This is a genomic window from Acinetobacter sp. YH12112 (genome assembly GCF_013418945.1).
In the GTDB taxonomy this organism is placed as follows: domain Bacteria; phylum Pseudomonadota; class Gammaproteobacteria; order Pseudomonadales; family Moraxellaceae; genus Acinetobacter; species Acinetobacter indicus.
In genome coordinates, this window is record NZ_VPBA01000050.1 from 1 (window position 1) to 15413 (window position 15413).

General features: G+C 48.8%; 18 protein-coding genes and 1 pseudogene. 15 read left to right on the top strand and 4 right to left on the bottom strand.

Features of this window, described 5'->3' with window-relative positions:
* Nucleotides 1-160 precede the first annotated feature (160 nt).
* Entirely contained in the window at nt 161-877 is a 717-nt protein-coding gene (gene rph, locus FTU50_RS13785; protein WP_005180961.1) for a ribonuclease PH, read from the bottom strand.
* A 208-nt stretch (nt 878-1085) separates the two neighbouring features.
* On the opposite strand from rph, the gene FTU50_RS13790 reads away from it, so the two are divergent.
* The gene (locus FTU50_RS13790) at nt 1086-1769 is read left to right on the top strand and encodes a TetR family transcriptional regulator (protein WP_180047364.1); all 684 of its coding nucleotides are present in this window, start codon (nt 1086-1088) and stop codon (nt 1767-1769) included.
* Between the two features lie 30 nt (nt 1770-1799).
* On the opposite strand, the gene FTU50_RS13795 is transcribed toward FTU50_RS13790, so the two are convergent.
* The gene (locus FTU50_RS13795) at nt 1800-2417 is read right to left on the bottom strand and encodes a thiol:disulfide interchange protein DsbA/DsbL (RefSeq protein WP_016658685.1); all 618 of its coding nucleotides are present in this window, start codon (nt 2415-2417) and stop codon (nt 1800-1802) included.
* 181 nt (nt 2418-2598) lie between these two features.
* Here FTU50_RS13795 and ubiG point away from each other — a divergent pair, with 181 nt between their 5' ends.
* The 14 genes from ubiG (at nt 2599) to FTU50_RS13865 (ending at nt 14620) form a co-directional block, all read left to right on the top strand.
* Nucleotides 2599-3315, top strand: a complete 717-nt coding sequence (gene ubiG, locus FTU50_RS13800) for a bifunctional 2-polyprenyl-6-hydroxyphenol methylase/3-demethylubiquinol 3-O-methyltransferase UbiG (RefSeq protein ID WP_005180969.1) — start codon at nt 2599-2601, stop codon at nt 3313-3315.
* Nucleotides 3312-4007, top strand: a complete 696-nt coding sequence (locus tag FTU50_RS13805) for an HAD family hydrolase (RefSeq protein WP_180047365.1) — start codon at nt 3312-3314, stop codon at nt 4005-4007. The genes ubiG and FTU50_RS13805 overlap by 4 nt, the downstream gene beginning before the upstream one ends.
* Before the next feature lie 25 nt (nt 4008-4032).
* Nucleotides 4033-4779 carry a YciK family oxidoreductase gene (locus tag FTU50_RS13810; protein ID WP_005180975.1) on the top strand — a complete coding sequence of 249 codons (747 nt, stop codon included), beginning with the start codon at nt 4033-4035 and terminating at the stop codon, nt 4777-4779.
* A 171-nt stretch (nt 4780-4950) separates the two neighbouring features.
* Nucleotides 4951-5370, top strand: a complete 420-nt coding sequence (locus tag FTU50_RS13815; protein ID WP_005180979.1) for a hypothetical protein — start codon at nt 4951-4953, stop codon at nt 5368-5370.
* A gap of 177 nt (nt 5371-5547) precedes the next feature.
* A complete protein-coding gene (locus FTU50_RS13820) occupies nt 5548-5703 on the top strand; it encodes a hypothetical protein (RefSeq protein WP_005180980.1) in 156 nt (51 codons plus the stop codon).
* A gap of 229 nt (nt 5704-5932) precedes the next feature.
* Nucleotides 5933-6328 carry an RcnB family protein gene (locus FTU50_RS13825; protein ID WP_005180983.1) on the top strand — a complete coding sequence of 132 codons (396 nt, stop codon included), beginning with the start codon at nt 5933-5935 and terminating at the stop codon, nt 6326-6328.
* 244 nt (nt 6329-6572) lie between these two features.
* Nucleotides 6573-6926: an RcnB family protein gene (locus tag FTU50_RS13830; RefSeq protein ID WP_005180985.1), complete on the top strand. Its 354-nt coding sequence runs from the start codon at nt 6573-6575 to the stop codon at nt 6924-6926.
* 134 nt (nt 6927-7060) lie between these two features.
* Complete coding sequence (argA, locus tag FTU50_RS13835) at nt 7061-8416, top strand: amino-acid N-acetyltransferase (RefSeq protein ID WP_016658680.1); 1356 nt, start codon at nt 7061-7063, stop codon at nt 8414-8416.
* A gap of 334 nt (nt 8417-8750) precedes the next feature.
* Nucleotides 8751-9734: a sulfonate ABC transporter substrate-binding protein gene (locus FTU50_RS13840; RefSeq protein WP_180055172.1), complete on the top strand. Its 984-nt coding sequence runs from the start codon at nt 8751-8753 to the stop codon at nt 9732-9734.
* A gap of 10 nt (nt 9735-9744) precedes the next feature.
* Nucleotides 9745-10740, top strand: a complete 996-nt coding sequence (locus tag FTU50_RS13845; RefSeq protein WP_180055170.1) for an aliphatic sulfonate ABC transporter substrate-binding protein — start codon at nt 9745-9747, stop codon at nt 10738-10740.
* 36 nt (nt 10741-10776) lie between these two features.
* Nucleotides 10777-11952: an FMNH2-dependent alkanesulfonate monooxygenase gene (ssuD, locus tag FTU50_RS13850; protein ID WP_016658677.1), complete on the top strand. Its 1176-nt coding sequence runs from the start codon at nt 10777-10779 to the stop codon at nt 11950-11952.
* The gene (gene ssuC, locus FTU50_RS13855) at nt 11952-12767 is read left to right on the top strand and encodes an aliphatic sulfonate ABC transporter permease SsuC (RefSeq protein ID WP_160240810.1); all 816 of its coding nucleotides are present in this window, start codon (nt 11952-11954) and stop codon (nt 12765-12767) included. Before ssuD ends, ssuC begins: the two co-directional genes overlap by 1 nt.
* A gap of 13 nt (nt 12768-12780) precedes the next feature.
* Nucleotides 12781-13584 carry an ABC transporter ATP-binding protein gene (locus FTU50_RS13860; RefSeq protein WP_016658676.1) on the top strand — a complete coding sequence of 268 codons (804 nt, stop codon included), beginning with the start codon at nt 12781-12783 and terminating at the stop codon, nt 13582-13584.
* A 382-nt stretch (nt 13585-13966) separates the two neighbouring features.
* On the top strand, nt 13967-14620 hold the full coding sequence (locus tag FTU50_RS13865) for a TetR family transcriptional regulator C-terminal domain-containing protein (RefSeq protein ID WP_005181018.1): 654 nt from the start codon (nt 13967-13969) through the stop codon (nt 14618-14620).
* A 43-nt stretch (nt 14621-14663) separates the two neighbouring features.
* Here the strand turns inward: FTU50_RS13865 and FTU50_RS13870 are convergent, their stop codons facing one another.
* Nucleotides 14664-15230, bottom strand: a complete 567-nt coding sequence (locus FTU50_RS13870) for a hypothetical protein (RefSeq protein WP_005181021.1) — start codon at nt 15228-15230, stop codon at nt 14664-14666.
* A 65-nt stretch (nt 15231-15295) separates the two neighbouring features.
* Nucleotides 15296-15413: pseudogene (locus tag FTU50_RS15395) on the bottom strand (RNA-guided endonuclease TnpB family protein); the annotation flags it as partial.

Sequence of the window (15413 nt, forward strand, 5' to 3'; positions counted from 1 at the left end):
GTATTCTGATGTGACAAAACCTGAATCCTGGTCGTTAAAGTGTTTGTTTACACTCATATTTTAACTGTTAGGACTCAGGTTTTTTTATTTAAAGCAAACTATGGGACAGCAGTGATCCGGAGATGCGTTTTATAAATATATGGTTCTGATCTTGCAGTGTTTACCAGCCCAAGGCCTGTTGCTGCTTTTTGATCAGTTCCTGAATGCCCTGCTCGGCCATTTCCAGCATGGCATTACATTGCAGACGGGTAAATGGTTTATCTTCAGCAGTGCCCTGAATTTCAATAAATTCACCGGCCTGGGTCATCACTACATTCAGGTCAGTCTGGCAGTTTGAATCTTCTTCATAGCACAGGTCCAGCAATACTTCGTCCTGATACATACCCACAGAAATAGCAGCGACCAGACCTTTTAACGGGTCCTGTTTAATTTTTTTGCTTTCCAGCAGCACATTCATGGCATCGACCAGCGCCACCGCTGCACCGGTAATTGCGGCAGTACGGGTACCGCCATCGGCCTGAATTACATCACAGTCAATGGTAATGGTATTTTCACCGAGTTTTTTCAGATCGACCATGGCACGCAGACTGCGGCCAATTAAACGCTGGATTTCCTGAGTACGGCCGCTCTGTTTACCCCGTGCCGCTTCACGGTCACTACGCGTATGGGTAGAACGTGGCAACATGCCATATTCTGCAGTTACCCAGCCCTGGCCTTTGCCTTTTAAAAAGCGCGGTACCGAGTTATCAATACTGGCAGTACACAGCACTTTGGTATGACCAAATTCAACCAAGACAGAACCTTCCGCATAACGTGTGTAATTACGGGTAATTTTGACATCACGCAATTGATCTAGGGTACGTTGGTCGATACGCATAAGTTGTCCTTATTTTGACTCAAATAAATTGTCGGCCAGTATAGCAGATGCAAGCGCACAGGTTTTGTCCCCGGGTCGGCTTTTACACAATCTCGCCACAGAAAAGCGGGCCCTACACAGCCAATGCAACAGCATGGCTGCTGCCCGGACCGATTCTGCTCTATAATAGCCACAGAGATGAATTTTTAAACAGTATCAGGGATGTGACATGTCGATTCGGGAAGAACGTAAGCAGCAAAGTCGTCAGGCCATTTTAGATGCGGCCCTGACCTTAAGTACTGCCGAGCGCTCTTTTAGCAGCATCAGCTTAAGGGAGATTTCCCGCCATGTCGGGCTGGTGCCAACGGCGTTCTACCGGCATTTTCAGGATATGGATGAACTCGGTGCAGAACTGGTCGATCAGGTGGCGCTGCATTTAAAAAGCATTCTGCATCAGCTGGGTCAGGCCTATTTATATCTGCCCAATGCCAAAACCCGCACCAGCGTTGAACTGTTTTTTCAGGCAGTCGATCAGCATCCGCAGCAATGGATTTTTCTAATTGCCGAACGTTGGGGCGGCTCGGCCACGGTACGTCAGGCCATTGCCCGGGAAATCGAGTTTTTAATTGATGATTTTGCCAACGACCTGAAACGGGTAGAAAGCGTGCAGCATTTTGAACATCCGGAAGATTTTAAAGTACTGGCCAATATTTTAATTAACCTGTCCTTTAACTGGGCCATGAGCTGGATTGGCCTCAGTCGCCAGTTTGAAGGTGAGGCCCTAAGCCAGCAGCAGCAACAGTTTACCAAGCAGACCATTATCCAGGTGCAATTGCTGTTTCGTGGTATTAGCCATTGGGAGCGACCAAACATCACAATGCATGAAACCGCAGCACTAAAAAACCCGCTTTAAACAGCGGGTTTTTAACATCATGTTGGGCTTTTATTTGGCTTTACGTTCTTTATCGACCAGGTAGTTCACCACCTGAATCACTTTGCCGTTATCGCCCGACACCACATATTTACCATTGACCACCACTGCCGGCACACCGGTCAACTGGTATTGGCGCGCCAGTTTATTGGCCTGTGCCACTTTAGAGGTAATCGCAAAAGAGTTAAACATGCTGTTGAACTTGGCTTCAGGAATACCGTATTTGACAAAGAATTTGGCCTGGGATTTCTGGTCAAAAATCTGCTGGCCTTTGTCATGAATGGCATGGAATAACGGCAAGTGGGTACGTTTACGGACGCCCAGTGCTTCCGACACATAATAGCCGCGCGCATTCATTTCCCAGACCTGGTTCATGGCAGCCGGAGTACGCACAAAGTTCACATCTTTTGGCAGCTTACGCAGCCAGGCTTGCATATGCGGCTCCAAGGTAAAGCAGTGGCCACAGCCATACCAGAAGAATTCACGGACTTCAATTTTACCCGGCACATCGACTTTGCCCGGATTGGCCAGTACGCGATAGTCTTGGCCTTCAACAAAATTGGCCGCCCATGCGCCACCTGAAATTGCAAACATTGCGGTTGCAAGGCTACCCAAAAGAAACTTTTTCATTGAACTTATTGTCCTCATAAATCGTTATGATTAGCTTATGCGAACACTATAAATCAATTATGCCGTTTTCGTTTTGCTTCTGTGAACTTTTTTACGGCTTTTATCGCTTTTTCCAGAATAAACGCTACACTAAACAGCATAGACTTTTTGAAATCATAATAACTTGATTGAGGTGACACCAATGTCGCAACTGAATGTTGATCCGCAAGAAATTGCCAAATTTGAAGCATTCGCAGCTATATGGTGGGATCAGCATTCTGAGTTCCGCCCTTTGCATCAAATTAACCCGCTCCGTTTAAACTGGATTGATGAACATTCAGGCGGACTGGCTGGCAAAAAAGTGCTGGATGTCGGTTGTGGCGGCGGCATTCTTTCGGAAAGCATGGCGCGCCGTGGTGCCGATGTACTCGGGATTGATATGGGCGAGGCGCCGCTGAATGTGGCACGTTTACATGCCCAGCAGGAAGGCGTCGAAAATATTGAATATCGCCAGATTCCAGTTGAGCAACTGGCAGAAGAACAGGCTGGCCAGTACGATGTGGTGACCTGTATGGAAATGCTGGAGCATGTACCCGATCCGGCCTCAATTATTCAGGCCTGCCAGAAGCTGGTCAAACCGGGCGGCCATGTGTTCTTCTCGACCATTAACCGTAATCCGAAAGCCTATTTATTTGCGATTATTGGCGCGGAATATGTGCTGCGTATGCTGGCCAAAGGCACGCATGATTATCATAAATTTATCAAGCCGTCCGAACTGGCACACGATATTCGCAATGCCGGCCTGAAACTGAAAGATATGACCGGTTTGCACTATAACCCACTGACCAAACGCTACTGGCTGGCGCCCAATGTTGATGTCAACTATATGGTGCATACCCTGAATGAAGGTGGCCAATGAAAGCGGTTTTATTTGACCTCGACGGCACCTTAATTGATACCGCGGCCGACTTTATCCGTATTATTCAGGACATGTGCCGCGATAAAGGCTGTGACATTGTCGCCGCCGAGCAGATTCGCACCCAGGTCTCTGAAGGCGCACGCGCCATGGTCAAGCTGGTATATCCGGAGCTGGAAGTGGAAGACCCGGTCTTTTTAGGCCATCGCCAGCGCTTTTTAGACCTTTACGGCGCCGATATTGCGGTAGAAACCGACCTGTTTGAAGGCATGTATCCACTGCTAGAGCAGCTGGAACAGCAGCAAATTCCCTGGGGTATTGTCACCAACAAGCCACGCTGGCTCAGTGAAGCGCTGTTAAAAGCCCTGAACCTGACCGAACGCTGTGCGGTACTGGTCTGCCCGGAAGATGTCAGCAAGACCAAACCCGATCCGGAACCGATGTATCTGGCCGCAGCACAGCTGGGACTGGAACCGCAGCAGTGTGTTTATGTCGGCGATCATCCACGTGATATTGATGCCGGACGCAATGCCAGCATGTACACCATTCTGGCGGCTTATGGCTATTTACCCTTACAACACAAAGATGACTTAACAGCCTGGCAGGCAGACTGTATAGTGAATAATGTCACAGAATTACATCAGGTCTTGCACCAGATGCTGTCACAGCAACAACAACATTCAATCACTTCATAATTACAGCAAAAAACGGAGGTCGATCATGAAATATTCAGAATATCAACCTCGCCCTGATCTGCTCAAAGATCGCGTGATCCTGATTACAGGTGCGGGCGACGGTATTGGACGTGCAGCCGCGATCAGCTTTGCACTGCACGGCGCAACCGTTGTCCTGCATGGTCGCACCCTGAATAAACTGGAAGTCATCTATGATGAAATTGAAGGTTTAGGCGCGCCGCAGCCAGCCATTCTTCCGCTCCAGCTGTCCAGTGCGTCATCGCGTGATTATGAATTGCTGGTCGATACGCTCGACAAGCAGTTTGGCCGTCTGGATGGCATTTTGCACAATGCCGGCATTCTGGGTGAACGGACCGAACTGGTGCATTATCCGGCTGATGTCTGGGATGATGTGATGGCCGTCAACCTGCGGGCACCCTTTGTCATGACCCAGGAACTGCTGCCTTTACTGGAAAAATCGGCACATGCTTCGGTGGTATTTGCCAGTTCGGGCGTCGGTCGTGAAGTACGTGAGCGTTGGGGCGCCTATTCGGTGTCTAAAATTGCCATTGAAGCGGTCAGCAAACTGTTTGCCCAGGAAAATGTACATCCGAATATCCGTTATAACTGCATTAATCCGGGCGCGACCCGCACCGCCATGCGCGCCAAGGCCTATCCGGATGAAGACCCGAAAACCTTGCCGACACCGGAATCAATCATGCCAGCCTATTTATATTTAATGGGCGATGACAGTCTGCACATGAACGGCCAGAGTATTGATGCACAGGACTAATGCCCTCGCTGTGTCCATGAAGGAAGCCCTGTGCTTCCTTTTTTATGCCCATCCATAAAGCTGTAATTGCTCCCACTTTGCGTAAATATACCGGTTTGGGCTTAAGTCGGCTTGAATTTCAGCAAAATTTGCCGATACTAAAGCCCTGTTTCTGATTATCCCGAGATGCCCATGTCTGACTTTAGCAATATCACAGTAACGACCCATGAAGATGGCATGGTGTCTTTATTGATTAATGGTCAAGCCATTTCTGAAAAATACGGCATGAAATTTGAAGCCAGTATTCTCGATGAACTACAGGCACTCGAGACCGGGCAAAACCTGAAACTGTTTGACCAGTTTATCTTTTCGCATACCGATCTGAACTTTGAACATCACTACAGCTATATCACCGGTATTTATAAACAGGCCGAGGACTATGCCGTCTATAAAAACTTTGTCTACCGGATTCTGGTCGATGGCCAAGCCCCGGTCGAGCATGTGATTACCAAACAGGGCCAGCCAATGAGCGCCGAAGATGTACGCGAATTTATTCAGGCGCATATCCAGAAGTCACTGACCGACTATACCGACCTGAAATATGCCTACTAAGCACATGCTTGAATCCAGGACCTGCGGGTCCTTTTTTATGCGCTGCTAAATTTTATACACTACCAGACCATAAATCGTATTTTTAAATCATTTTTATAAAATTATTCGGTTTTTCAAATTGAAACATCCGGCCTATACTGCTACTCAACCGCAATGAATCAATGAAAGGAGCAGCACATGGCCGACCAGCAACGTAAAAATGACATTATCCGTTCCATTGAACACTTACAACTGCCCGCCAGCTTATTGGCTGTACTTGAAGATGGCCAGCAGGCCGAATGTCTGGCCCATGCCATCGACTCCTTGCAGGACTTAAGCCAGCAATGGAACTGACTGCGGGCAGAATCCCGGCAATACGGGCTAGGCTTTTTGCGCCCAATGTTGTATAACCAGTTCACGTGACAACAGATAAGTCTTTCATCATCTGTTACTTTTCCAGCATAATATCCAAAATATCTCTGCTTTCGATAAAGAATTAACGATCTTTCTTCACAGTTTCTCTGCATTTTTTTCGTACAGTAAGACACAGTGAAATAAAAGACGATAAACGAGGTTTTTTCACATGAAAAAGATAGTGACAGTTATGGCGATCTCTTTCAGTGCGTTGCTGGCCAGCGGGATCACTGCGGCTGCACCTCAGTTTGACAATCCGGGACGCGGCTATGAACAGTCACGTCAGCACGGTCAGGGCAAAAAACATCGTGAATATCGTGAATCGAAAGAGGTTTATGAAAAACGCCGCCAGCGTGAAGAACGTGGCTATCAGCGTTTACAGCAGCATAAATGGCAAACCGGTTATGTGATGCCGCAGCATTATCGTGGCAATGGCTACAAAGTCGAATATAAAGAGCATAACCTGCCTAAACCGGACCGTAAGCAGCAATGGTATAAGGTCAATAATGACTATATTCTGGTCAATGCCGATACCCACAGTATTCTTAAAATCCTGTCTTTCTAAGCTGCACTCCGACAGTTTCAGTCCCACTCCTCGGTCGCCCAAACATCGGTTTGGGCTTTTTTATATCGGCAATTCTTTAAGCTGCTATTTTGGCTGTAGGGCAGATGCTAGCCGGCTTTCAGGCTCTCCGCTTTTTCTTCATGATTTTCACAATTCATCTCAATTGCTCTCATCCTTTATCTCAACTTTCTGGTTAATTTGGACGTATTCCAGAGATATACAGTTTGACTCAAAGGTGAGCGTCATGAAAAAAGTATTAACCACCATTGCCCTGTCTTTAAGTGCGTTTATGGCTACTACAGCCATGGCTGCGCCTGATCATCGTGATCATGACCGTCGTGCGGCAACCCACTACAAACATCAGGACAGCCGTTGGGACCGTGATCATAAACGTCCGGTTGTGCGCGTAAATCCGAGCCGTGACTGGCGCGTGGGCCAGACCTTACCGCGTGCCTATGACCAGTCCCGTTATAAAGTCAGTGACCGCGAAGCGCGTCGTTTACCAAACACCGGCCGTTATCAGCAGTGGTACAAAATTAATGGCGATTACGTGATGATCAACGAACGTACCAACCGGATTATTCGCATTATGGGCTAAGGGTTTCGTCTCATTTTCCCTTCCCTCTTTACACCTGAACCACCCCGTTCAGGTGTTTTTTTATTTTTTCAGCTTACGCCCCGGTATTTTTTGATTAGAATCCGCTATAAGACTTTTGCTTGATTGAGACCGGCATGCACCTGAATTCTACCGAAACATCACACAGCACAACTTTGCAATATGTGCACTGGTTTCGACATTCTGCGCCTTATATCAATGCCCATCGCAATAAAACCTTTGTGCTGATGTTTGATGGTGAAGCGGTCCTGCATGACAATTTCCAGCATATTATTCATGATATTGCCCTGCTGCATTCGCTGGGTATCCGGCTGGTGCTGGTGCATGGTGCCCGTCCGCAGATTAACCAGAATTTACAGGCCAGCCAGATCGACACCCCGTTTCATCAGCAACGGCGCATTACCACCCGCGAATCGTTAAGCTGTGTCATGAATGCAGTCGGTTCAATTCGCCTGCAGATTGAAGCCCTGCTGTCGATGGGACTGGCCAACTCGCCGATGTACGGCGCCCGCATTGATGTGGTCTCAGGTAATTTTATTACCGCCAAACCCTATGGTATTCGCGATGGAGTCGATTTCCAGCTGACTGGCGAAGTGCGCAGTGTCGATACCGATGCCATTCAGCGTCATCTGAACAATCATAATATTGTCGTGCTCGGCCCGACCGGCTATTCCACAACGGGCGAAGTGTTTAATTTACTGGCTGAAGAAGTCGCCACCAAAACCGCAATTCGCCTGCAAGCCGACAAACTGATTTTCTTGGGCAAACAGCAGGGTTTACTGAATGAACAGGGTCAGCTGCAACGTGAAATCCGCCCATCCCAGCTCAATCATTATATTGGTCTGTATCAGGCCAGCCAGCCGGAAATGGCCCTGCATTTACGCGGCGCACAGGATGCTGCCACTCAGGGCGTCAATCGCGTACATCTGATTTCCTATGCCTCTGATGGCGCACTACTGGAAGAGCTGTTTACCCGCGATGGTGCCGGTACCATGATTACCGATGCCCATTATGAAGAAGTGCGCACCGCCAATATTCAGGATGTCGGCGGTCTCATCAGCCTGCTGCGCCCGCTGGAAGAAGAAGGTGTGCTGGTCTACCGTTCGCGGGAACGGCTGGAAAATGAAATTGAACAGTTTGCGGTGATTGAACGTGATGGCACCATTCTGGCCTGTGCGGCGCTGTATCCGCTACCGGTCAGCGACAATGAACTGCGCTCGGCGGAAATTGCCTGCGTGGCGGTACATCCGGCCTATCGTAAATCCAATCGTGGCAGCCAGATTCTGCATTATCTGGAAGATAAAGCCCGTAGCCTTGGTATTCAGCAGCTGTTTATTCTGACCACCCGTACTGCGCACTGGTTTCTGGAACAGGGCTTTGAGCCGGCCAGTGTCGATGACTTACCCAATGCCCGCCAAGCCTTATACAACTACCAGCGTAATTCACTGGTCTGTAAAAAGTCACTCACCTGATCTGTTCAAGGCCGGCTTTAGCTCAATTTGACATATGCTTATCTGCAGCCGGCCCAATTCTGCTGCATCTTACATTAGCAGGAATGGGCATAAGCTTATTCCTGCGCCTTCAATTTAATAAAAATATTTTAAATACAACAATTTAACACTTAAGCTTTTAATAGATTATCTATTTTATAAATCAGATTTATGCATAAGATTTGCACATCTTTATTTATCTTTTTTCCTGATTAGAAATTCCTGATTTGTTATTTTTTTCGAAAAAGAAAAATCTTTAAGGTAGCTCTCATTCTCCACTTTTGAATTTTTTTAATTTCCGAGAGCAGGTATTTTCATGAGCAGCCTACGCCGTATTTTTTCAACTCAAAGCGCTATTTTATCTGCCGTGGTGGCGGGTGCCATGTTCATGACTGCCTGTAGCAGCCCCAAAGACGCGGACAACATTACCCTGAATATTGGTTTCCAGAAATACGGCATTTTACCAATTGTCAAAGAACGCGGTGAACTGGAACAGGCCTTAAAAGCCCAGGGTGTACAGGTGAAATGGGTAGAATTTCCAGCCGGCCCGCAATTATTGGAAGGTTTAAATGTCGGCAGTGTGGCCTTTGGGGAAGCCGGCGAAGCACCGCCCATTTTTGCGCAGGCAGCCAATTCCAAACTGGTTTATGTGGCCAACCAGCCTAAAGCGCCGCTAGCTGAGGCCTTAATTGTGCCTAAAGACTCGGCCATTCAGTCGGTGCAGGATTTAAAAGGCAAACGCATTGCCCTGAACAAAGGCTCCAATGTGCATTATCTGCTGCTGAAGCTGTTAGCAGCCAACCAGCTTAGCCTGCACGATATTCAAGTGGTGTATTTACCCCCATCCGATGCCCGCGCAGCCTTTGAACGTGGTTCGGTGGATGCCTGGGTGATCTGGGACCCATTCTTTGCCGCAGCCGAACATCAGATTGGCGCACGGGTCATTGCCACCGGCGAAAATCTGGTCAGCAACCATCAGTTCTATCTGGCGGATCGTCAGTTTGCCGAGCAGCATCCGCAGGTTCTAGACACCGTGGTGCAAAGCTTGAACAGCACCACACAATGGGTGGTCCAGCATCAGGATGAAGCGGCTCAACTGCTGCAAAAACCGACCGGCCTGGATGTCGAGGTCTTAAAAACTTCAATTTCCCGTATGGGCTTTGGCGTACAGGCCATCTCTAGTGACGTGGCCAAAGAACAGCAATATGTAGCTGATGCCTTTTATCAGCAAAAGCTGATTCCACAGCAAATTCAGATTCAGGCGGCCCTGCTGAATACGCAGTCGACACAACAAGAATGAGGAATAAAAGATGCGTAAATTAACAACCTGGGCGCTGCTGGGCATTTCCACGCTGGGACTGGGTCTCAGCGGCTGCAAGAAACCGGAAGCCCACAAGGCGGTAACAGACAACAACTCAACTGAACAGGCGGTGAAAACCATTTCTATTGGCTACCAGAAATCTTCCTTAAATTTACTGGTGGCACGTGATGAAAAACTGCTGGAACAGCAGTTCCCACAGGCCAAAATTGAATGGAAAGAATTTCCGGCCGGACCGCAAATGCTGGAAGCCCTGGCCGTTGGTGCAGTCGATTATGGTTCAGTGGGGAATACCCCGCCCATTTTTGCCCAGGCGGCTGGCAAGGAGCTGAACTATGTCGGCTATGAAGTCTATGCCGACCATTCACTGGCCTTAGTGGTACCACAGCAAAGTGCCATACAGACCCTGCAGGATTTAAAAGGCAAACGTATTGCCCTGCAAAAAGGCTCCAATGCCCACGAATTTCTGGCCAAAGTGCTGGCCAAAGCCAACTTGAACTGGTCGGATATTCAGCCAATCTGGCTGCCACCGGCCGATGCACGTGCCGCCTTTGACAAGCAGTCGATTGATGCCTGGGCCATCTGGGACCCGTTCCTGTCTGCGGCTGAACTGCATGGACAGGCCCGCCCGCTGATCAAGACCGGTGAGTTTGACCAGACCTATTCGTTTTATGTGGCCAATCCCAAATTTATTGCCGCACATCCACAGGCCACCACCGGCTTTCTGACGGCCCTGAATGCCGCGGATCAGTGGATTGTTAAACACCAGTCTCAGGCCCTAGAAATTTATCAGAAAAATACCGGCCTGGACCCGGCGGTCGCCAAAAACGCCTTTGACCGCCGCCTGAAACCATCACCGATTCAAAGCTTAAATCCGACGGTCATTCAGGCTCAGCAGAAAATTGCTGACCAGTTCTATCAGCTCAAGCTGATTCCAAAACCGATTGAGGTCCAGCCCATTGTCTGGACGGCTCCAACTGCAGATTGATGACCGAGTAATCCCATTGAAATAAAGGACGATAATATGAAAATTTTCTGGTTTATTCCCACCCATGGTGACAGCCGCTATTTAGGTACCAGCAAAGGTGGCCGTCAGGTCGATCATGCCTATATGAAACAGATTGCAGTGGCAGTGGACAATTTAGGTTATGAAGGTGTGCTGATTCCAACCGGCCGTTCTTGCGAAGATCCGTGGATTACTGCAGCCAGTTTAATTGATGCGACCCAGAATCTGAAATTTCTGGTGGCCTTGCGTCCAGGCGTGACCACACCAGCCTTAGCAGCGCGTATGGCGGCGACGTTTGACCGTTTATCTGGCGGCCGGGTGTTACTGAATCTGGTCACGGGCGGTGATGAACAGGAACTGAAAGGTGATGGTGTCTATGAAGATCATGCCACGCGTTATCAAACGGCTGCGGAATACACCACCATCTGGCGTGAAATTTTAACCCGCTCGCATACAGGTGAATCGTTCAGCTTCCACGGCGAACGTTTACAGGTCGATGAAGCCAAGCTGCTCTATCCACCAGTCCAGCAACCATATCCACCGCTCTGGTTTGGTGGCTCTTCCGATGCAGCCATTGAGCTGGCCACCGATCAGGTCGACACCTATTTAACCTGGGGCGAACCGCCGGCAGCAGTAAAAGAAAAAATTGAAACGGTACGTGCCAAAGCCGCGGCCAAAGGCCGCAGTCTAAACTATGGCATCCGTCTGCATGTGATTGTACGTGAAACCAATAAAGAAGCCTGGCAAGCAGCCAACGCGCTGATCCAGTATGTCGATGATGCCACCATTGCCGCAGCACAGGCCAAGTTTAAAGCGATGGATTCCGTCGGTCAGCGCCGTATGGCTGAACTGCACAATGGCGATCGCAGCAAACTGGAAGTCTCCCCAAATCTTTGGGCAGGCGTAGGCCTGGTACGTGGTGGAGCCGGTACGGCACTGGTCGGTGACCCTGAAACAGTGGCGGCCCGTATTCAGGAATATGCCGACCTGGGTATTAGCACCTTTATTTTCTCCGGCTATCCGCATCTGGAAGAATCCATCCGTTTTGCCGAACTGGTGTTCCCGCTGTTGCCGCTGGAAACCCGCAAGAAACTGGCACAACCGAATTTGACCGGTCCTTTTGGGGAAATTGTTGCGAATAACTATGTCGCCGCAGACAGCCAGGCGAGCAAACAGCTGAAGGAGCCGGCCTGATGAGTAAAACCATTTCCCTGGAGCAGCTGGCAGAGGCCAAAGTTTCACGTGGAACATCATTTGGGCAGCGGGTGCTGCCCTGGCTGGTGCCATTATTACTGATTGCTTTCTGGCAACTGGCCTCAAGTACCGGCCTGCTGGAAAGCCGGATTTTACCGGCACCAACGGCAGTGGTTAGTGCCTTCTGGGGCTTACTGGTCAGTGGCGAGCTGTGGCAGCACGTTCAGGTCAGTGCCGGACGTGCCCTCCTCGGCTTGTTGATTGGCGGTGGTTTGGGCCTGCTGCTTGGCCTGTTAAATGGCTCCTCCAAAACCGCCTCGACCCTGCTGGATACCACCTTGCAGATGATTCGTAATATTCCGGCTTTGGCGCTGATTCCGCTGGTGATTCTCTGGTTCGGGATTGATGAAACAGCCAAATTATTTCTGGTTGCGATTGGCGTGTTCTTTCCCATTTACATTAATACCTATCATGGCATTCGCTCGGTCGATCCACAGCTGATTGAAATGGGCAAAAGCTACGGCCTGAGCCGCTGGCAACTGTATAAGGAAATTATCTTGCCGGGTGCAATGCCTTCAATTCTGGTTGGACTGCGCTTTTCTTTAGGTCTGGTCTGGGTGCTGCTAATTGTCGCCGAAACCATCTCCGCCCAGTCCGGGATTGGTTATATGACTATGAACGCGCGTGAGTTTTTACAGACCGATATCGTGCTGGTTGGCATCCTGCTGTATGCCCTGCTGGGTAAACTGGCCGACGTACTGGCCGTGGCTTTGGAACGCTATTTACTGCGCTGGCATGCCGGCTACCAGAAATAAGGAGTGAGCGAAGATGAGTAATTTAATTGCTGGCTTGCATGCCGAGCACAGCAGCCCGAAACTGCGCAGCAATCCGGATATTCAGCCGCAGGCGGTGGCAGGTGCGGAAATCCTGATTGAACAGTTACACAAGTTTTATGGTTCGGTGAAGGTGCTGCAAGACCTGGATCTGCATATTCAGCCGGGCGAATTTCTGGCCATTGTCGGACGCAGTGGCTGTGGCAAAAGCACCCTGCTGCGTTTAATTGCCGATCTGGAAAAACCAAGCTACGGCGAAATCAAATTTAAGTCGGCACGGCATATCCGCGAAGGCATTACCTCGGATGATATCCGGGTGATGTTTCAGGACCCGCGTCTGCTGCCATGGCGCAGCATCGAGCAGAATGTACAGCTTGGTCTGGGCAAAGACCAGTACGCACATGCCAGCGCCCTGCTGGAAAAAGTCGGTCTGAAAGACAAAGCCGGGCTATGGCCCTCGCAACTGTCTGGCGGTCAACGACAACGTACCGCGTTGGTACGTGCCCTGTCGCATCAACCGCGGATTTTATTGCTGGATGAACCTTTAGGTGCACTGGATGCCCTGACCCGTCTGGAAATGCAGAAGCTGATTGAACGGCTCTGGACCGAACAGGGCTTTACTGCCATTTTAGTCACCCATGATGTCAGTGAAGCGGTACAGCTGGCCGACCGGATTATTCTGCTCGATCGTGGTCATATTGCCAAAACCTTTCAGGTCAATTTACCGCGCCCGCGGCAAAAAAGTATTGCCTTTGCCGAACTGGAGCAGCAGGTGCTAGATGCAGTCTTGGCCACATGAGGATTAATTTTGGTCTGAGCCTGCCCCCGCAGCTTTACCCTTAAATTCCGGCTCAATTTAAGGGTAAAACTTCATCTCGGTTTATGAAACTTTTGTGACATAGGCCCGAATAGATGCAGGATTATTTCTATAAACTATGTCTTATATTTTGATTTAAAATAAAAGAATAAAAAATCTTTGAAATCAAGCCTTCAGTTATATTTTTTACCAGACTCAAAAAGTGTGCTTTATAGGGCTTAAATTTAACAATCCTGGGGAAATTATTAGTTAATCTACAAAATTCTGCTGCATTTATCATAATTTGCAATAGACGAGGATGCACAAAACTGATGATTTGACGTACAATTCGTGATTCCCCCTTTTCATTGTTTTTTAATTGCTAATGGAACAAAAAAAGAGTACTCAAAAACGACATCAGTTGCTGAACGCAGCACTCGACGTATTTTCCTTATACGGTTTTAATGGGGCGAGCTTAGATGAAATCGCTCAGATTGCAGAAATGCATAAGTCGAATATTTTCTATTACTATGAAAATAAAGAAGCGTTATATGTAGAAGTGCTGACCACTGTATTACAGAAATGGCTGGCGCCACTGCAAATGCTGGAAGCCGAGCTTGAACCTGAAGAAGCGATCACCAACTACTTATTGCAAAAGATTGAAGTGTCTCGCACCCAGCCAAAAGCTTCACGCCTGTTTGCGCTGGAAGTGATTCAGGGTGCCCCGCATATTCTGGAAATCCTGAAAGGTCCGCTGAAAAAACTGGTCAAGCGTAAAGCCAAAGTCATCAGCAACTGGCAGGAACAAGGCAAAATCTCCAAAGATATTGACCCTGAACTGCTGATTCTGAATATTTGGGCCCTGACCCAGAACTATGCAGACTTCGCGACGCAAATGGAAATGGTCACCGGCAAAACCCTGCGCAACCGCAGCATGCAGCAGCGCATTATCCAGCATACCGTGCATCTGATGCTTTATGGTATTGTGCCGCGTCCAGAACTGAATACCGCACCTCCCTCAGAATCAATCGACGATTGAGCATGATTTTGGCATACGACCATAGTTTGCTATGGTCGCCGAACTAAAAACCACTCTGCTGATATAACGACAATAATTTTTTCGCCCCCAGCAACAGATTTTCTTCCCAGTCCAGATGTGCCGTATCGTTGGCGCCATCGGTAATATATTTGACGGAAATCAGCCGTACATCCAGTTTTTTACAGACTTTGGCCAGCGCATAGCCTTCCATATCCACCAGATTACAGGCCACTTTCGGTGTACCAGTTTCAAAGCTGTCACCGGTGCCACAAATACCAGCCGGTAAATGGGAAAAATGCTGCGGCAAATGAATTTCCGCCGGATGATCGTCATCCATGGGCGTCACTCCGACCTGAAAACCCAACGGCGATACATCCATATCACGCTGTACAAACTGGGTCACTTCCACCAGCTCATGCGCATTAAAATAGGAGCTGCCGGCCGTACCTAAATTTAACAGGGTTTTACAGCCAGTTTTCTGAATTACCTCAAAGGCTTTAAAGGCAGCATTAATCTTGCCAATACCACTATAATGCACCTCGATGCCAGCCTGTTCAAACAGACCTTTGGATTCACTCGGCAATGCCATAATTAAGGCCAGATCCGACATTATTGCTTCTCTACCGCAGTTGCTGGGAGCCACATTAGAAAGCAAAAGGCAGAAAATTGACATCCTCACCCACCTGAAAGGAGGGTGATTCCTACTGCTAGACGCTTATGCCCAAGCGCAAGTATGTTCTTGGCGGAGTTTAAATCGCGTTGATTTACACTTCCGCATTCACATTCCCATACT

Excerpts from the sequence above, each read along its gene's own strand:
- FTU50_RS13870 (WP_005181021.1), bottom strand. The coding sequence starts at position 15,230 with ATGTCGGATCTGGCCTTAATTATGGCATTGCCGAGTGAATCCAAAGGT.
- FTU50_RS13840 (WP_180055172.1), top strand. The coding sequence starts at position 8,751 with ATGAGCAGCCTACGCCGTATTTTTTCAACTCAAAGCGCTATTTTATCT.
- FTU50_RS13825 (WP_005180983.1), top strand. The coding sequence starts at position 5,933 with ATGAAAAAGATAGTGACAGTTATGGCGATCTCTTTCAGTGCGTTGCTG.
- FTU50_RS13860 (WP_016658676.1), top strand. The coding sequence starts at position 12,781 with ATGAGTAATTTAATTGCTGGCTTGCATGCCGAGCACAGCAGCCCGAAA.
- FTU50_RS13815 (WP_005180979.1), top strand. The coding sequence starts at position 4,951 with ATGTCTGACTTTAGCAATATCACAGTAACGACCCATGAAGATGGCATG.
- FTU50_RS13830 (WP_005180985.1), top strand. The coding sequence starts at position 6,573 with ATGAAAAAAGTATTAACCACCATTGCCCTGTCTTTAAGTGCGTTTATG.
- FTU50_RS13790 (WP_180047364.1), top strand. The coding sequence starts at position 1,086 with ATGTCGATTCGGGAAGAACGTAAGCAGCAAAGTCGTCAGGCCATTTTA.
- FTU50_RS13865 (WP_005181018.1), top strand. The coding sequence starts at position 13,967 with ATGGAACAAAAAAAGAGTACTCAAAAACGACATCAGTTGCTGAACGCA.
- FTU50_RS13805 (WP_180047365.1), top strand. The coding sequence starts at position 3,312 with ATGAAAGCGGTTTTATTTGACCTCGACGGCACCTTAATTGATACCGCG.
- FTU50_RS13795 (WP_016658685.1), bottom strand. The coding sequence starts at position 2,417 with ATGAAAAAGTTTCTTTTGGGTAGCCTTGCAACCGCAATGTTTGCAATT.
- FTU50_RS13810 (WP_005180975.1), top strand. The coding sequence starts at position 4,033 with ATGAAATATTCAGAATATCAACCTCGCCCTGATCTGCTCAAAGATCGC.
- ssuC (WP_160240810.1), top strand. The coding sequence starts at position 11,952 with ATGAGTAAAACCATTTCCCTGGAGCAGCTGGCAGAGGCCAAAGTTTCA.
- ubiG (WP_005180969.1), top strand. The coding sequence starts at position 2,599 with ATGTCGCAACTGAATGTTGATCCGCAAGAAATTGCCAAATTTGAAGCA.
- FTU50_RS13845 (WP_180055170.1), top strand. The coding sequence starts at position 9,745 with ATGCGTAAATTAACAACCTGGGCGCTGCTGGGCATTTCCACGCTGGGA.
- rph (WP_005180961.1), bottom strand. The coding sequence starts at position 877 with ATGCGTATCGACCAACGTACCCTAGATCAATTGCGTGATGTCAAAATT.
- FTU50_RS13820 (WP_005180980.1), top strand. The coding sequence starts at position 5,548 with ATGGCCGACCAGCAACGTAAAAATGACATTATCCGTTCCATTGAACAC.
- ssuD (WP_016658677.1), top strand. The coding sequence starts at position 10,777 with ATGAAAATTTTCTGGTTTATTCCCACCCATGGTGACAGCCGCTATTTA.
- argA (WP_016658680.1), top strand. The coding sequence starts at position 7,061 with ATGCACCTGAATTCTACCGAAACATCACACAGCACAACTTTGCAATAT.